This is a genomic window from Thioalkalivibrio sp. ALE30 (assembly GCF_000377465.1).
In the GTDB taxonomy this organism is placed as follows: domain Bacteria; phylum Pseudomonadota; class Gammaproteobacteria; order Ectothiorhodospirales; family Ectothiorhodospiraceae; genus Thioalkalivibrio.
Genome location: NZ_KB898168.1, coordinates 67,982 through 84,000, shown reverse-complemented (window position 1 = coordinate 84,000; position 16,019 = coordinate 67,982). Strand labels below are relative to the sequence as shown.

13 protein-coding genes are annotated in these 16,019 nt (G+C 68.7%); 7 read left to right on the top strand and 6 right to left on the bottom strand.

What is annotated here, in order from left to right:
* Window positions 1-5 precede the first annotated feature (5 nt).
* From iscU to D107_RS0100375, 5 genes are read right to left on the bottom strand one after another with little or no spacing between them, the layout of a single operon-like run.
* Complete coding sequence (gene iscU / locus D107_RS0100395) at window positions 6-416, bottom strand: Fe-S cluster assembly scaffold IscU (RefSeq protein ID WP_018866826.1); 411 nt, start codon at window positions 414-416, stop codon at window positions 6-8.
* Between the two features lie 54 nt (window positions 417-470).
* Window positions 471-1,694 carry an IscS subfamily cysteine desulfurase gene (locus D107_RS0100390; protein WP_018866827.1) on the bottom strand — a complete coding sequence of 408 codons (1,224 nt, stop codon included), beginning with the start codon at window positions 1,692-1,694 and terminating at the stop codon, window positions 471-473.
* 6 nt (window positions 1,695-1,700) lie between these two features.
* Window positions 1,701-2,213 (bottom strand): Rrf2 family transcriptional regulator, encoded by a 513-nt coding sequence (locus D107_RS0100385; RefSeq protein WP_018875727.1) that lies wholly within the window; start codon window positions 2,211-2,213, stop codon window positions 1,701-1,703.
* Between the two features lie 58 nt (window positions 2,214-2,271).
* The gene (gene cysE / locus D107_RS0100380; RefSeq protein ID WP_196799349.1) at window positions 2,272-3,099 is read right to left on the bottom strand and encodes a serine O-acetyltransferase; all 828 of its coding nucleotides are present in this window, start codon (window positions 3,097-3,099) and stop codon (window positions 2,272-2,274) included.
* A 56-nt stretch (window positions 3,100-3,155) separates the two neighbouring features.
* On the bottom strand, window positions 3,156-3,899 hold the full coding sequence (locus D107_RS0100375) for an RNA methyltransferase (protein ID WP_018875728.1): 744 nt from the start codon (window positions 3,897-3,899) through the stop codon (window positions 3,156-3,158).
* Between the two features lie 148 nt (window positions 3,900-4,047).
* On the opposite strand from D107_RS0100375, the gene D107_RS0100370 reads away from it, so the two are divergent.
* The gene (locus tag D107_RS0100370) at window positions 4,048-4,860 is read left to right on the top strand and encodes an inositol monophosphatase family protein (protein WP_018866831.1); all 813 of its coding nucleotides are present in this window, start codon (window positions 4,048-4,050) and stop codon (window positions 4,858-4,860) included.
* A gap of 218 nt (window positions 4,861-5,078) precedes the next feature.
* Here the strand turns inward: D107_RS0100370 and D107_RS0100365 are convergent, their stop codons facing one another.
* Entirely contained in the window at window positions 5,079-6,989 is a 1,911-nt protein-coding gene (locus D107_RS0100365) for a thioredoxin domain-containing protein (protein WP_019592810.1), read from the bottom strand.
* A 113-nt stretch (window positions 6,990-7,102) separates the two neighbouring features.
* On the opposite strand from D107_RS0100365, the gene D107_RS0100360 reads away from it, so the two are divergent.
* From D107_RS0100360 to D107_RS0100335, 6 genes are all read left to right on the top strand, one after another.
* Window positions 7,103-8,113 (top strand): MerR family transcriptional regulator, encoded by a 1,011-nt coding sequence (locus D107_RS0100360; protein ID WP_018866833.1) that lies wholly within the window; start codon window positions 7,103-7,105, stop codon window positions 8,111-8,113.
* A 24-nt stretch (window positions 8,114-8,137) separates the two neighbouring features.
* On the top strand, window positions 8,138-9,700 hold the full coding sequence (locus D107_RS0100355) for a cryptochrome/photolyase family protein (RefSeq protein WP_018880472.1): 1,563 nt from the start codon (window positions 8,138-8,140) through the stop codon (window positions 9,698-9,700).
* Window positions 9,700-11,106, top strand: a complete 1,407-nt coding sequence (locus tag D107_RS0100350; RefSeq protein ID WP_018880471.1) for a deoxyribodipyrimidine photo-lyase — start codon at window positions 9,700-9,702, stop codon at window positions 11,104-11,106. Before D107_RS0100355 ends, D107_RS0100350 begins: the two co-directional genes overlap by 1 nt.
* Window positions 11,107-11,124: 18 nt before the next feature.
* Complete coding sequence (locus tag D107_RS0100345; protein WP_018866836.1) at window positions 11,125-11,388, top strand: hypothetical protein; 264 nt, start codon at window positions 11,125-11,127, stop codon at window positions 11,386-11,388.
* A gap of 129 nt (window positions 11,389-11,517) precedes the next feature.
* The gene (locus D107_RS0100340; protein WP_018866837.1) at window positions 11,518-12,009 is read left to right on the top strand and encodes a hypothetical protein; all 492 of its coding nucleotides are present in this window, start codon (window positions 11,518-11,520) and stop codon (window positions 12,007-12,009) included.
* A 159-nt stretch (window positions 12,010-12,168) separates the two neighbouring features.
* Window positions 12,169-15,984, top strand: a complete 3,816-nt coding sequence (locus tag D107_RS0100335) for an AAA family ATPase (protein ID WP_018880470.1) — start codon at window positions 12,169-12,171, stop codon at window positions 15,982-15,984.
* The last annotated feature ends 35 nt before the right edge of the window (window positions 15,985-16,019 follow it).

The window sequence follows — 16,019 nt, the reverse complement described above, 5'->3', positions numbered from 1 at the left end:
AGCCCTCAGGCAGATTTCTTCTCGGCTTCCGCGGCCTGGCCGTGGCGCTCCTGGTAGTTCGACACCGCCGCCTTGATGGCGTCCTCGGCCAGCACGGAGCAGTGGATCTTCACCGGCGGCAGGGCCAGCTCTTCGGCGATCTGGGTGTTTTTGATCTGGCTCGCCTCTTCCAGGGTCTTGCCACGCACCCATTCGGTGAGCAGCGAGCTGGAGGCGATCGCCGAGCCGCAGCCGTAGGTCTTGAACTTGGCGTCCTCGATGATGCCCTCGTCGTTGACCTTGATCTGCAGCTTCATCACGTCGCCGCAGGCCGGGGCGCCGACCATGCCGGTGCCGACCGTGTCGTCGTTCTTGTCGAAGCTGCCGACGTTGCGCGGATTTTCATAGTGGTCCAGAACCTTGTCACTGTACGCCATGACCGTTCTCCTGTTGCGTGTGTACGCGTTGCGTTAGTGGTGTCGAGCGGGCCCCTAGTGGGCCGCCCACTCGACGGTGCTCAGATCGATGCCGTCCTGGTACATCTCCCACAGCGGGGAGAGCTCGCGCAGCTTGGCGACCGCGGCGCGCACGATCTCGACCGTATGGTCGATCTCCTCCACGGTGGTGTAGCGACCGATGGAGAAGCGGATCGAGCTGTGTGCCAGCTCGTCGTCGCGGCCCAGTGCGCGCAGCACGTAGGACGGCTCCAGGCTGGCCGAGGTGCAGGCCGAGCCGGAGGACACCGCGATGTCGCGCAGCGCCATGATCAGGCTCTCGCCCTCGACGAAGTTGAACGACACGTTCAGGTTGTGCGCGACACGCTGTTCCTGGTCACCGTTCAGGTAGACCTCTTCCATGCCGTCGAGACCGGCCCAGAGGCGGTCGCGCAGCATGCGCACGCGCTCCAGCTCGGGACCCATCTCGGCACCGGCGATCGCGAATGCCTCGCCCATGCCGACGATCTGGTGCGGCGCCAGCGTGCCGGAGCGCATGCCGCGCTCGTGGCCACCGCCGTGCATCTGGGCCTCGATACGCACCCGCGGCTTGCGCCGCACGAACAGCGCGCCGATGCCCTTCGGACCGTAGGTCTTGTGCGCGGAGAAGCTCATCAGGTCTACCGGCAGCTTCGACAGATCGATCGCGACCTTGCCGGTGGACTGCGCGGCGTCCACATGGAACACGATCCCGCGCTCGCGGCACAGGTTGCCGATCGCCTCGATGTCCTGGATGACACCGATCTCGTTGTTCACGTGCATCACCGAGACCACGATGGTGTCGTCACGCATCGCGTCTTCCAGCTCCTGCATGTCGACCAGGCCGTTTTCCTTCACGCCCAGGTAGGTGACCTCGAAGCCTTCGCGCTCAAGCTGGCGCGTGGTGTCCAGCACGGCCTTGTGCTCGGTCTTCACCGTGATGATGTGCTTGCCCTTGCGCTGGTAGAAGTGCGCAGCACCCTTGATCGCCAGGTTGTCGGCCTCGGTCGCGCCGGAGGTCCAGATGATCTCCTTCGGATCGGCGCCCACCAGCTGGGCCACCTGGCCCCGGGCGTTCTCGACCGCCTTCTCCGCGTTCCAGCCAAAACTGTGGCTGCGCGAGGCCGGGTTCCCGAACAGCCCGTCCTTGGTCAGGCAGCCCGCCATCTTTTCCGCCACGCGCTCATCGACCGGCGTGGTGGAGGAATAGTCGAGATAGATCGGCAGTTTCAGGTCACTCATGGGGCGTTAGCTCCTCTCCGCGGCCGTCTCGGCGGCCGCATGGCTTTTGTCGGACGAGGCCTGCAGGGAGGCGCCGTGCATCACGACCTCCTGCACACCGTCTTTTTCCATTTGTTCGCGGTGGCGCTGCAGCACATCCGCCAGCGAGCGGGTACTGAGAAAGTCGTAGACCTGCTGGCTCAGATCGGTCCACAGGTCGTGCGTCAGGCAGCGCGAATCGGAATTGCAGTTGGCCTTGCCACCGCAGCGGGTCACGTCCACCGGCTCGTCCACCGCCACCACGATATCGGCGACGCTGATGCCCTCCGGATCCCGGCTCAGGGCATAGCCTCCGCCCGGCCCGCGGCTGCTGTTCACCAGCCCCTTGCGGCGCAGCCTGGAAAAGAGCTGCTCCAGATAGGACAATGAAAGCTTCTGCCGGCGCGCCACCTCGGCCAGGGATACCGGCCCGTTGCGGGTGTGCATCGCCACATCCAGCATGGCGGTCACGGCGTAGCGGCCTTTGGTCGTCAGTTTCATGGTTGAGTGCACTTGTCGGTCATTTGCCGGCAAGCTTAGCAATACCTGACAAAAACGATCAAGTATTCCCTTGCTGTTTACGTTCTTGTTCGCTCGTGGCAGCTCCCGGGACCTCGCATTCGTCCGGCTCCAGGCCCTCCAGATCGCAGGCCTCCAGCGGGCCGGAATCGTCTTCGCCCAGGGCCTCGCCCGGGTCGATCCCGGCGCGCTTGAGCGCCTGGCAGGCCCGCTCCATGCGTTCGTCCAGGTCGTGCACCCGCTGCACGATACGGTGGATCGCGTTGGCCACCGGGTCGGGCATGTCGCGCGACAGGCCGTAGGCATCGAAGCCCATGCGGTCGGCCATCTGCTGGAATCGCGGATCGGGCTCGGGCCGTGGCCCGATGACCCGGGCCGGGATGCCGACCGCGGTCGCATCGGCCGGCACGTCCTTCAGGACCACCGCGTTGGAGCCGATGCGCGCATGGTCGCCAACGTGGATCGGGCCCAACAGCTTGGCACCCGCCCCGATGACCACCTCGTTGCCGAGCGTCGGGTGGCGCTTGCCCCCCTCCCAGGTCGTGCCGCCCAGGGTGACCTGGTGATAGATCGTGCAGTCGTCGCCCACCTCGGCGGTCTCGCCGATCACCACCCCCATGCCGTGGTCGATGAAGAAGCGCCGGCCAATGGTCGCGCCGGGATGGATCTCGATGCCGGTGAGCCAGCGGCTGAAGTTGCCGACCACCCGGCCCAGCCAGCGCAGGCGATGCGTCCACAGCCAGTGCGCGAGGCGGTGATACCACAGGGCATGCAGCCCGGGGTACGCGGTCAGCACCTCGAAGGCGTTGCGTGCCGCCGGGTCGCGGTCAAACACGCAGCGAATGTCCTCGCGCATCCTGTCAAACATCGGCCGGCCTCATTCCTGAGTCTTGCACTAAGGTATCACGTGCCCCGCACGCGCCCTCAGCGGCCCCTTTCCGTGTGCGTCAATATACCGCGCAGCATGCGCACCTCGCTGGCGCTCAGGCCGGCCCGCAGATACAGGTGGCGCAGGCGCCGCATCAGGTGGCGCGGGTTGTCCGGATCGAGCACATCGATGGTGGTCAGGGCCTGCTCGAAATGCCGGAACAGCCCCTCCATCTCCGCCTGGGTCGCGGGCGGGTCCCGCTCCACCCCGGTCGGCTCGGCTCCGGACACGGCGGGTGCTTCGCCATTCAGCGCCGCCATGCGCAGCGCGTAGGTCATCACCTGAACGCTGCCGGCCAGATTCAGGGAGCTGAAATCGGGGACGGTGGGTATCTGCACAAAGGCGTTGCAATGATCGAGTTCGGCGTTGGTCAGACCGCTGTGCTCGCGACCAAAGACCAGGGCCACCGGCCCCTCGGCGGCGTTCGCCAGCGCCTGCCCGGCCGCGTCAGCGGGCCCCAGAACCGGTACCGAGTGGGTGCGCAGACGGGCGCTGGTCCCCACCACCCAGACACAGTCGCGGATCGCGGCGGCGAGGTCCTCGACCACGCGCGCACCCGCCAGCAGATCGTCCGCGCCCGAAGCCAGCGCCGTCGCGTCGGCATGCGGAAACCGCTCCGGCGCCACCAGCACGAGGTCGGTCACCCCCATGGCCTTCATCGCACGTGCGGCGGAACCGATGTTGCCCGGGTGCGTCGTGCCCACCAGCACGACCCGCACCCGGCCGAGGCGTTCTTCCATTCCCGGGGCCCTGTATTGAACGGTGCGGGATTGTACACGCGCACGGTCACGACTTCCCAAGAAAGAGCCGCTTGTGTATTGTTCGCGGCCTTCCCGCGGCGCGCCACAGGCGCCCGCCGGACACCCCGCAGAACACCAGGAGACCCCCATGCACCCCATGCTGAACACGGCGGTATCGGCGGCCCGCGAGGCCGGACGCATCACCACCCGCGCCTGGGGCCGGCCGGATCGCATGAATACCCGCGAGAAGGCCCGCAACGACTGGGTTTCGGACGTCGACCTCTCGGCGGAACAGGCGATCGTGCAGACCCTGCGCCGCGCCTATCCCGATCACGCGATCATGGCCGAGGAAGGCGGCGAGCAAAGCGGTGCCGACGCCGATTTCGTCTGGATCATCGACCCGCTGGACGGCACCACCAACTACCTGCGCGAGATCCCGCAGTACGGCATCTCCATCGCGCTGAAGCACAAGGGACGGCTGGAACAGGCGGTGGTCTACGACCCGCTGAAGGAAGAGCTCTTCACCGCCACCCGAGGTGCCGGTGCCTTCCTCAACAGCCGCCGCATCCGGGTCTCCGAGCGCAAGGACCTCAACGGCGCGCTTCTGGGTACCGGCATCCCGTTTCGCGAGGGCCAGGACCTGGAGCGCTACCTCAGCAGCCTGCGCCACCTGATCCCGGGCACGGCCGGCGTGCGCCGCCCGGGCTCGGCCGCGCTGGATCTGGCCTGGGTCGCCTGCGGGCGCTTCGACGGCTTCTGGGAGATGGGCCTGCAGCCCTGGGACATGGCCGCGGGCCTGCTGCTGGTGCAGGAAGCCGGCGGCGTGGTCAGCGACTGGCAGGGCAACCCGGACGTGATGCGCCGCGGCGACGTCGTCGCCGGCAACCCCAAGGTCCTCAAGGCGATGCTCCAGCGCCTGCACAAGGCCGAAAAGGAAGCCTCCGCCCGCTCCGACGCCTGAAGGGCCTGTTGGGTCACCACGAAGCACACGAAGGCACGAAGAAGGTCAGATGCGACTAACAGGAAGGTTAGAAGATCGGAAGGAATTTAGTTTGGATGAATGACCCCGGAAACGGGCAAATCGCCACCAGAAATCGTTCCTTCCAGCCTTCCCTTCTTCCTGTTAACCGCCCTTGACCTTCTCCGTGTCCTCTGTGCGCTCTGTGGTAATACAGCCCTTCAGCGATCGCGCTGCTGCAGCCAGAGGATCAGGCGGGCGTGGTGGTGCGGGTCGGACTCGATGGCGCGCCCCGGGCGCAGGTCGTATTCCGCGAACGCCGCATCCACCGCCTCGCTGGCATCACGCCACTCCGCGCTGAGACGGAAGATCAGGGTCGTCGGCGACGGCCGGTGCACCGCCGGATGGAAGCGCTGCGAGATCATCCCCGGCAGCGGCGGCTCCGGCTCCGAGCGGAAGCCGTCGTCATCGCGGAAGCGTTCCCAGGCCGCCTCCAGCAGTGCCAGCGCCGGCCCCTGCTCGCCCTCGCCCGTGGCGGCCTTCCAGTCCCGCAGGCCGCGCGCGACAAAGGCGTAATCATTCAGCGTGGCCGTCCCGGCCTGATCCGCGGGCAGCCCCATCAGCGTGGGCAATTGGTCGGGATCGGAAGCGACCTCCAGCAGCCAGCCGTGCACCGCCGCACCCGCCTCGCGGAAGCGCTCGTCATGCTGCGCCCCCTCCGCGAGGGCGGAGAGCAGCAGGCCATGCGCCCCGGTCAGGACCTTTTCGTCCCGCGGCAGGCCGCGCGCCTCGCGCGCCCGGATCAGCATCTCGCGCCCGGCGTTCACCTGCTCGCGAACCTCCGCCTCGTCCAGGTCAAAGCGCTCCGCCAGGGCCTCGACCCCCGCGCCGCGCCGGGGCAGGTAGCCGAGATCGAACACGGAACTCCCCTCCATGCCGAACCACGCGCGCACCAGGTCCGGGTAGTCATGGTCCGCCAGCGCGGACTCCAGATCCGCCTCGGGCCACAGGTAGGCACCCCCCTCACGCCCTTCCTCGTCGACCGCCGACAGGCTGGAGGCGAACCCGCGGAAACCACCCTCGGCGGTATCCGCCTGCTCGCCGGTCTCGTCCTCGCGCAGGGCCATGTCGCGCTTGACGAAGTCGAGGTTCTCCAGCCCCAGCTCGATCCAGTCTTCGCGACCGAAATGCTCACCGGCCCGTAGATACAAAAGCGCGAGCTGGGCCTGATCCTCCAGCATCACCTCGAAGTGGGGCTCGTTCCAGTCCGGCGACTCGGAATAGCGGAAGAAACCTCCCCCCAGCACGTCGCGCAGACCGGAGTGGGCCATCTCGTCGAGCGTGATTTCCAGGAACTCGCCGACCCAGCCAGGCGCGGTGCCCGCCTGCACGGCCTCCAGCATCGCGTGCAGATACGGCGAATGCGGGAACTTGGTGGAGCTGCCGAACCCGCCCTGCAGGTCGTCGGCCTCGCGCTCCAGGCGACTCCACAACACCTGCGGCAGGCGGCCGGCACGGCTTTCCGACAGGGGCTCCTCGCCCGCACGCAGTTGCTGGGTCAGCTCGTCACTGCCGCGCCGCGCCAGATCGACCAGCCGGTCGTAGTCCGCCTCCAGGCGTTCGGTAATGCCGTCGAGGAACTCGGCGAACTGATCGCGCGGGGCATAGACCACGCCGGTCAGGGCATGCCCCTGGGGCGTAACCACCACGTTGAGCGGCCAGCCCGCGCTCCCGGCGGTGGCGCGCTGAAACTCCAGCAGGTAGCTGTCCAGCGCCCCGTCGACCTCGCGATCGACCTTCACCGGGATGAAATTCTCGTTCAGCCGCTCGGCAATGCCCTCGTCCTGGAAGCTCTCTTCCTGCATGACATGGCAGTAGAAGCAGGAGTAGTAACCGCTGGAGATCAACAGCGGCCGCCGCTCCTCCCTGGCCTGTTCCAGCAGGGCCGGATCCCAGGCCCGCCACTGGACGGGGTCGTCCGTGTGCAGCCGGAGGTAGGGCGAGATGCTGTCGGCCATCTCGGGGTTGGCCTGCGCCACGCCGGGCATCGCGAGGGCTGCGACCAGCAGCGAAACAACCAGACCGGCCCGGCGATTTTCCGGCGTTGCAAACATGTGACCCTCCAGCAGCATCTAGAAAAGGTTGCTACCCTTTGGGACGCGAAGACCGGAAAGGTTCATCCCTGCAGCCCAATGGTCTCCGCGGATCGCATCCGGGATCCGGCACTTGTACATGCGCTGTATAAATGTCGTACAATTTATTCATGGCGAGCGCAACGCACATCGAACTTCAAGACGAAGAAGGCCTGTACCCGATCCGGCACGTGTGCGCGGAGACGGGCATTAACGACGTGACGCTGCGCGCCTGGGAGCGTCGCTACGGGCTCATTCGTCCCATGCGCACGCCCAAGGGCCATCGGCTCTACAGCCCCGGCGATATCGCCCGCATCAAGCGGATCATGGAATTGCTGGACCAGGGCATCCCGGTCTCCCAGGTCCACCGGGTTCTGGACGACGAACCCGCAGCCGCCACCCCCCGCCCGGATCCGGACGCGACCGAAGACGCCCCGGACACCACCACAAAGCCCCGGCATCGCGACAGCCCCGGCCCCGGGATCGCACCCCACACCATGGATCCGGTCGCCGAGGCACTGTACGACTCGGTCACGGATCTGGATGCAGGGGAGCTGGATCGCGTCTACGCCCGGCTGGTCATGCGCCACGGCTGGAATGGCGTGCACGAAAGCGCCTTCCTCGAGGTGTACCGCCGCCTGCGCGAGGAATCCCGTCACAATGCCGAGGGCGAGGTCCGCCTGGCGGTGTTCGCCGCCTGGGCCACGGCCGCATTCGCGGACCAGCTGCGCTCGGCCACGCGCGCCTGCGACGACCCGTCCTACCCCTGTCTGGTCCTGGGCGGCGGGCACCAGCAGGTCGGCGGACTGCTGCTGCAGCTTGCCTGCGCCCGCCACGGCCTGAAGACCCTGCCCCTGTTCGACGCCACCAGCCCCGAGGGTCTGGAGACGCTGATGCGCCGTCTGCGTGCCCCGGCGCTGATCATCCATGGTTCCTCGCAGTTGATGCGCAGCCCCGAACTGCCCCGGGTGGAGGCCATCCTCAACCAAGCCGGACCGCCCTGCTACCTTGCCGGCTCGGCCGCGCTGGAGCTTTCCAAGGTCAAGCACGGCCGCACGGTGGAGGTTCTGCCCGGACCGCCGCTGGAGGCCGCCGCACGACTCTCCCGGCACCTGCCCCAGTAGCCGCCGCGCGCGCCTCCCGGCTCAGTGGCCACCTCCGCCGCGTCCGTGCGCACCCTCCTGGTTGTGCTCGGCGACCAGCTCGCCCCCGACCACCCGGTTCTGCAGGAGCTGGACCCCTACCGGGATGCCGTGTGGATGGCCGAGGTGGCCCACGAATCCCGCCACGTCCTCTCGCATGCGGCCCGCACCACCCTGTTCCTGTCGGCGATGCGCCACTTCGCCCGGCAGCTCCGCAAGGCAGGCCTGAGCGTTCACTATCGCCATCTCGGGGAGCACCCCGAGCCAACCCTGGGCGAGGCCCTGGACACCGACCTGGAACGGCTCCAGCCGACCCGGGTGATCGTCCTCCAGCCGGGGGAACATCGTGTATGCCGTCAGCTTGAGGCCACCTGCCGCACCCGGGGCGTGCCACTGGAGGTCCGCGAGGATCCCTGCTTCCTGGTATCGCAGACGACCTTCGAGCAATGGGCCGGGACGCGCAAGCAGCTGCGCATGGAGTACTTCTACCGCCAGCAGCGAGCCGCCCTGGGCATCCTGATGAATGGCGACGAACCCGCCGGCGGACAGTGGAACTTTGACGCCGACAACCGCGGACATTTCGGCCGGGACGGGCCCGGCCCGCTGCCGCCCCCCGTCGCCTTCGAACCCGACAAGATCACGCGCGAATGCCGGGATGCCGTCGCCCGGTATCTGCCGGAACTGGCGGGCCAGACGGATGCGTTCGACTGGCCGGTCACCCCGGAACAGGCACAACAGGCCCTGGCCGACTTCATCCAGCACCGCCTGCCCCTGTTCGGCACCTATCAGGACGCGATGTGGACCGACCAGCCGTGGCTCTATCACGCCCGCCTGTCCGCCGCGCTCAACCTGCACCTGATCCATCCGCGCTCGGTGATCGACGCGGCGGAACAGGCCTGGCGCGACGGCCATGCGCCGCTCCCCGCGGTCGAGGGGTTCATCCGGCAGATCCTCGGCTGGCGCGAATACGTGCGCGGGCTGTACTTCCACTTTGGCGAGGCCTGGCACGAATGGAACGCCCTGGAGGCGGAGCAGCCGCTGCCGGCCCTCTACTGGGACGCCGACACCTCCATGCAGTGCCTGCACCAGGCCGTGGGCCAGACCCTGAAACGCGGTTATGCGCACCATATCCAGCGACTAATGGTCACCGGGCTGTTCGCCCAGCTCCTGGGCGTGCGCCCGGCCGAGATCCATGCCTGGTATCTGGGTATCTACGTCGATGCCGTGGAGTGGGTGGAACTCCCCAACGTGGTCGGCATGTCGCAGTATGCCGACGGCGGCCGCATGGCCTCCAAGCCGTACGTCGCCACCGGCCGCTACATTCAGCGCATGAGCAACTACTGCCGGCACTGCCCGTTCGACCCGGCCGAAGCCCTCGGCGCGAAGGCCTGTCCGTTCACCACGCTCTACTGGGACTTCCTCGACCGTCACCGCGAGCGCTTCGCCCGCCACCCGCGCACCGCGCTGCAGTGGAAGCACCTCGAGAAGATGGACCCCGAACGCCTCGAGGCCATCCGCGACCAGGCCCACCACATCCGCAACACACTCGCGCAGGGAGACCGTATTTGATGCCGCGCCCCGGCCCCACCCTCGTCTGGCTGCGCCGCGACCTGCGCCTGGCCGACCAGCCTGCCCTGCACGCCGCCAGCGAGCGCGGCGGGCCGGTCATCCCGGTGTTCATCCATGCCCCGGAGGACGAGGCGCCCTGGCAACCGGGGGCCGCATCCCGCTGGTGGCTGCATCACAGCCTGCAGGCGCTGGACCAGGACCTTAGCAAGAACGGTTCGCGCCTGATCCTGCGCGCCGGCCCCGCCCTTGACACCCTGCGGACCCTGGTACGCGAGACCGGCGCCACCGCCGTCTACTGGAACCGCCTGTACGACCCCGCCCGGGTCCTGCGCGACCCGGAGATCAAGGCCGGCCTGCGCGCCGATGGCCTCGAAGTCCACAGCTTCAATGCCCACCTGCTGGTCGAACCCTGGGAGGTCGAGACCGGCCAGGGCCGGCCCTACAAGGTTTTCACCCCGTTCTGGAAGGCCTGCCTGCACCGCGGCATCGAGCGCGACCCGCTGCCCGCGCCCATGGACCTGCCGGCCCCCGAAGCCTGGCCCGCCAGCCTGCGCCCGGAAGGCCTCGGACTCCTGCCCGCGATCGACTGGGCCGGGGGCCTGCGCGCCGCCTGGACGCCCGGGGAGGACGCGGCCCACCAGCGGCTGACGCAATTCCTCGACACCGCGCTGCACGCCTACGCCAGCGAACGCGACCGCCCGGACCATGACGGTACCTCGCGCCTGTCACCGCATCTGCACTTCGGCGAGCTCTCCCCGCGCCAGATCCTGCGCGCCCTGCGCCAGACCGGCCTGCATCCGGACCACGGAGGACCCGAGGCCTTCGTGCGCGAGCTCGGCTGGCGCGACTTCGCCCATCACGTGCTCTATCACTTCCCGCACACCCCGGAACGGCCGCTGAACCCGCGCTTCGAGGCCTTCCCCTGGCGCGAGGACGCGGCGGACCTGCGCGCCTGGCAGCAGGGCCGCACTGGGCTCCCGATCGTCGATGCCGCCATGCACCAGTTGTGGGAGACCGGCTGGATGCACAACCGCCTGCGCATGGTGGTCGGCTCCTTCCTGACCAAGAACCTGCGCCTGCACTGGCAGCACGGCGCGCACTGGTTCTGGGACACCCTCGTGGATGCCGACCTCGCCGCCAACACCCTGGGCTGGCAGTGGGCCGGAGGCTGCGGCGCCGATGCCGCGCCCTACTTTCGCGTGTTCAACCCGCAAACCCAGGGCGAACGCCACGACCCCGACGGCGCCTTCGTGCGCCGCTTCGTCCCCGTACTCAAGGACGTCGAAACGCGGTATATTCACGCGCCCGGCGCCGGCGGCGCACGCGGCTATCCGGCCCCCATCGTGGACCTCAAAGCCAGCCGCCAGGCCGCACTCGAGGCCTTCCAGGCCATCAAAGACCACTGATCGAAACAGGCCCCTACCATGAGCTTCTCCGAACAGAACCTGCAGTACCCCAAGGACGTGAGCTACAACTTCAGCCGCTACGACGACACCACCCCGGTGCGCGTCACCCACGAGGGCAAGCGCTTCATCGGCCAGCTGCTGAACCACGAGGCTCCCTACCGTATTCGCGTCACCGAGGAGGTCGTCAGCCCGGGTGCCTCGCGCTTCATCCCGGTACGCGAGATCCAGGTCCAGACCCTCGAAGCGGTGGAATATCTGCACAACGGCCACCACGGGCACTGAACCACTGCCGACGGCCGCGCCCGACTCCGGGCGCGGCCCCTCCCCCGGCGTCGACCCGACATCGCTGCACGCAGCGCGCGCGGGACTGCTACTCTCGTAACAGGACCTCCGCCAAAAGGGACGACTGCCATGCACCGCTTACTTGCATCTTTCCTGCTTGGTGCCCTGCTGCTCCCCGGCCTGGCACTCGCCGACAAACCCGGCGATCAGCGTGCCATTGCCGGCATGGACACCGGGCGCATCCTCTGGGACATCACCATCGGCGAACCCGACCGGCTGATCGCCCGCCTGAGCGTGATCCGCGAGACCTACGACGACATGCAGCGCCAGGGCCTGGAGCCGGAGATGGTGTTTGCCTTCCGGGGCGGCGCGGCGGGGCTGATCGCCCGCTCCACCGACCACCTCGATATCGAGGACGTCTCCGCCGTGCGCCATATCCACGAACGGCTGGAGGGCCTGCTGGAACTGGACGGCATCCACATGGAGGCCTGCAGCATTGCCACGCGGCGCTTCGACCTCGAACAGGACGACCTGCTGCCCGGGATTCACCTGGTCGGCAACACGTTCCTCTCGATCATGGGCTACGAAAACCAGGGCTATGCAACCATCCGCATTGACTGACCCCGGCCGCGGAATGCCGGTACAATCAACCCGGACGGAGATGGGGCCCGCCCCTGCACCGCAAATGCGGCGGCGGCCCGGTACACGAACGCCCTGACCGGATCGCGGAAGGCCACAAACGGCCGCTGACGAAGAAGACGGGAGACCTGCTTGGCGCATATGGAAATCACGACCTTCGGCACCGTCGGCGTGCGCGTGGAGGACCGTGACATACCCGCTCTCTCCGGGACGAAACTCGGCCTGCTCCTCACCTATGTGGCGGCCGAGAGCCCGCGGCGTATCCCGCGCGAGGAACTGGCGCGCCTGTTCTGGCCCGACCTGGACGCCGACAGCGCCCGGGTCAACCTGCGCCAGGGCCTGTTCCAGCTGCGTCGCCAGCTACCCGCCGGCGACCCGCCCCTGCTCGACACGACGCCCCGCTATGTGCGCTTCCAGCCGCAAGCGGACTCGCGCATCGACTTCCTCACCCTGCAGCGTGCGCGCTCCGAGCGCCGCACGACCGAGGGGCGGGAGACCACGGCACCCCCGCCGGACCTGGCCATTGTGTGCGAGTACCGCGGACACTTCCTCGAGGGCCTGCGCGCCCTGCAGGACCTGCCGGAACTATCCGCCTGGGCCCAGTCCCAGCGCGACCATCACTGGCAGAATCTTCTGGTCTTCATCGGCCACAATCTCCCCGAACTCGCCAAGCCCAACGAGGGCGAACCCCTGCTGGCCGAGCTCCACCGCCTGCTGGCCATGGAGCCCCATGACGAGACCCTGCACCACCTCCTGATGAAGGCCCTGGCGGCCAGCGGCCACCCCAAGCGCGCGCTCGAGCACTATGCCCACCTGGAGGCCGAGGCCGGCAAGCCCCCGGGCGAACTGCTGGCGCGCACGCGCGAGGAAATCCTGGGCGCCGAACGCGCCGAGGCCAGCCATCAGCACGCCAGCCCCGAGGATGCCGAGCCCGCCACCCTGCGCCCCGAACGCCGTCGGGTCACGGTCGTGGCCTGCCATGTACAGCCCGATGCCGACGCCGACATCGAGATCCAGCAGCAACAGGTCAACCGCACGCTGGAGCATGTCGACTTCGTCCTGTTGAGCCACCACGGCCATGTCGTGCCCTCGCCCGGCCATGGCCTGCTCGCCTATTTCGGCTATCCCGCCGGACGCGAAGAGGCGACGGTCGACGCCGTGCATGCCGCCTGGCAGGCGCTGGAGAGCGCCCCCGGTGACTGCCAGCTGCGCCTCGCCGTGGATACCGACCTGATCGTCACCGGCGCCGACCCGGATCTGCCCGACCCCGCCGGCCAGCTCACCGCCCGCGTGCACGAGTGCGCCCAGCGCGCCGACCCCGGCACCCTGCGCGTCAGCGCACCCACCCATGCCCGCGTGTCCGGCTACTTCAGCTTCCGCGAGGCGGAGGACGGCACGGGCGCCTACCGCGTCACCGGCGATCCCGGTCCGCTGGACCGCGTGGATGCCCAGACCCTGCGTGGCCTGACGCCGCTGACCGGCCGCAGCCCGGAACTGCAGGCACTGCGTAGCCACTGGGATCAGGTGCTCGACCGCGACGAGGTCCGCTTCGTGCTGGTTCAGGGCGAGGCCGGTCTGGGCAAGAGCCGCCTGGCCCGCGGGCTCGATCTCCAGGTCCGCGGCCAGGCCCGCTCACGCTACCTGCTCAAGTGCCGCGAGGACCGCGCCCGCCAACTCCTGGCCCCGGTACGCCAGGCCTTCGCCACCTGGATGGGACACGACACCCTGCGCGATGCCCGAAAGCGCCGACTCGCCGGCGCCCTCAAGCATGCCGGGGTCGCCCCGGAGCTTGCGCCACGCCTGGCCCACTGGCTCACCCATCCGGACGCCGACGGCCCCGAAAGCCTCGCCCACGAAGGGCTGGACCGCGACCGCATCATCGACACCCTGGTCGAACTGGTGCAGCGGCGCGCCGCCCACGGTCCGACCCTCCTGATCTGCGACGATCTCCACTGGATGGACTCGGGCACGGCGGAGTTCCTGCGCCGGCTGTACCAGCGCCTGCAGCACCAGCCCCTGATGGCCATCCTGACCGCGCGCATGAGCTTCCGCTCCTCCTGGCGCGATCTCTCACTGCAGCACATCCGACTGCACGGCCTGGACGATGCCGCCGCCCGCGACCTGGTCGATCGCCTGGACCCCCACGGCCGCCTGGCCAGCGGCGTGCGCGACCAGCTGGTCGAACGCGGCGAAGGCGTGCCGCTGTTCCTCGAGGAACTTACGCGGTATGCCCTGGAGGCTGCCCGCAGCGGTCAGCTCCCGGACACCCTGCCACCCGGTCTCTCCAACCTGCTGGTCGCACGCCTGGAACAGCTGGGCAGCGCGCGAGAACTGGCCCATTCGGCCGCGGTCATCGGCCGCGACTTCGATACCCGCATCCTCAGCCGACTGCGCGGTCAGCCCGCCGACACCATCCGGCGGCAGCTGACCCGGCTGACCGGAAAGGGGTTCATCGAACCCGCCGGCATGGTGGACGGCGTGCGCTATCGCTTCCGCCACGCCCTGTTCCGCCAGGCAGCCTACGAATCGATGCTGCTGAGTGAACGCACGCGCCTGCACGGCCAGCTGGCCGACCTGATGCAGGAAGACGGCGAGAACGGCATGCAGACCGCGGACTGGGGCCGCATCGCCAGCCACCTCTACCATGCCGCTCGCTACCCCGAGGCGGTCAGCGCCTGGCTGCATGCCGGCGAGGCGGCGTTCGCGCGCGGCCTCCTGCCCGAGGCCTCGCACTACTTCGAGGACGCCCTGGCCTGCCTGGAGCGCCATCCGGCAGCTCACAAGGAACATGACCCGACGGATTTGGAACACAACACGCTGCGGGCCCTCGGCGGGCTCGGCGCGTCCAATCTGGCCCTGCTGGGCTACGGTTCGCGCACGGTCAATGACATCTTCGAACGGGCCATGCACCTGACCGCGCCGGAGCAGGATCCGGTGCAGTACTTCCGCGTGCTGTGGGGTTTGTGGCACGGCGCCGGCTCCTGGCATGGCTTCACCGAGGCCCACCGTCTCGCCGGGGAGATGGAACAGCTCGCCGAGCGATCCGGCGACCGCCTGCTGCGGATCGCCGCCCATTACGTACAGGGCAACACCCACTTCTGGACCGGTCGCTTCGCCGAGGCCCTGGAACATCAGACCCGGGCGGTGGAGCTCTATCGCGAGGAAGACCACGCCGCCCTGGTAGCCCGGCACACCGAGAACCCGGCCATCAGCGCGCGCGGCTTCATGGCCTGGACGCTGCTCCACCTGGGGAACCACGCGCGCGCCTGGGCCGAGATGGACACCGCCTGCGAGCAGGCGGACGCACTCGGCCATCGGCCCACCGAGGCCTTCGTGCAGGCCTTCCGCGCCGTGCTCGGCTTCTACAGCGGGGATCCGGACTCCACCCTGCCGGCGGCACGCCGAACGCTCGCCATCGCGCGCGATTACGACTACCCGCTGTGGCGCGCCGCCGGCATCACCCTCGAGAGCTGGGCCCTCGCCCGCCAGGGACAGGGCGACGCCTGCCAGGCCATAAAGCAGCAGGTGGAGGCCATGCGTCACATCATGGACGGGGTCAACACCATCTTCCAGTACATCCTGCTGGACGCCCTGCAGGCCAGCGGCGCCGCGGCGGACCAACGCCTGAGCGTCGCCGACGACGCCCTGGCCGGCTGCCGCAAGCGGGGCGACCTCGCGTTCGAAGCGCCGATCCGGCGCCTGCGCGCCGTGGCCCTGCTCGACCAGAGCCAGGGACGCGACGAAGAAGGCTGGCACGAACTCGAGCGCGCCCGCCGTATCGCCCACGAACAGGGCAACCCCAATATCGAGCGCCAGGCCCTACTGGACCATGCGCGCTACGCCACGGACCCCCAAGTGCAGTCCTGGGCCGAGCGCGAACTCCTGCGCATCAACCACTGCATCATCCCCCGCCCGCACCCCGACGAACCCCGCCAGCGCGACCCCCGCCTCGCCTGAACCGGCTCCGGTTCCACACTCGCGGGCAATGCAAA

Bases quoted from the DNA above. Each gene is read 5' to 3' on its own strand.
- D107_RS0100390 (WP_018866827.1), bottom strand. From the start codon at position 1,694: ATGAGTGACCTGAAACTGCCGATCTATCTCGACTATTCCTCCACCACG.
- D107_RS0100385 (WP_018875727.1), bottom strand. From the start codon at position 2,213: ATGAAACTGACGACCAAAGGCCGCTACGCCGTGACCGCCATGCTGGAT.
- D107_RS0100365 (WP_019592810.1), bottom strand. From the start codon at position 6,989: ATGCTGCTGGAGGGTCACATGTTTGCAACGCCGGAAAATCGCCGGGCC.
- D107_RS0100350 (WP_018880471.1), top strand. From the start codon at position 9,700: ATGCCGCGCCCCGGCCCCACCCTCGTCTGGCTGCGCCGCGACCTGCGC.
- D107_RS0100375 (WP_018875728.1), bottom strand. From the start codon at position 3,899: ATGGAAGAACGCCTCGGCCGGGTGCGGGTCGTGCTGGTGGGCACGACG.
- D107_RS0100335 (WP_018880470.1), top strand. From the start codon at position 12,169: ATGGAAATCACGACCTTCGGCACCGTCGGCGTGCGCGTGGAGGACCGT.
- D107_RS0100345 (WP_018866836.1), top strand. From the start codon at position 11,125: ATGAGCTTCTCCGAACAGAACCTGCAGTACCCCAAGGACGTGAGCTAC.
- D107_RS0100340 (WP_018866837.1), top strand. From the start codon at position 11,518: ATGCACCGCTTACTTGCATCTTTCCTGCTTGGTGCCCTGCTGCTCCCC.
- iscU (WP_018866826.1), bottom strand. From the start codon at position 416: ATGGCGTACAGTGACAAGGTTCTGGACCACTATGAAAATCCGCGCAAC.
- cysE (WP_196799349.1), bottom strand. From the start codon at position 3,099: ATGTTTGACAGGATGCGCGAGGACATTCGCTGCGTGTTTGACCGCGAC.
- D107_RS0100370 (WP_018866831.1), top strand. From the start codon at position 4,048: ATGCACCCCATGCTGAACACGGCGGTATCGGCGGCCCGCGAGGCCGGA.
- D107_RS0100360 (WP_018866833.1), top strand. From the start codon at position 7,103: ATGTCGTACAATTTATTCATGGCGAGCGCAACGCACATCGAACTTCAA.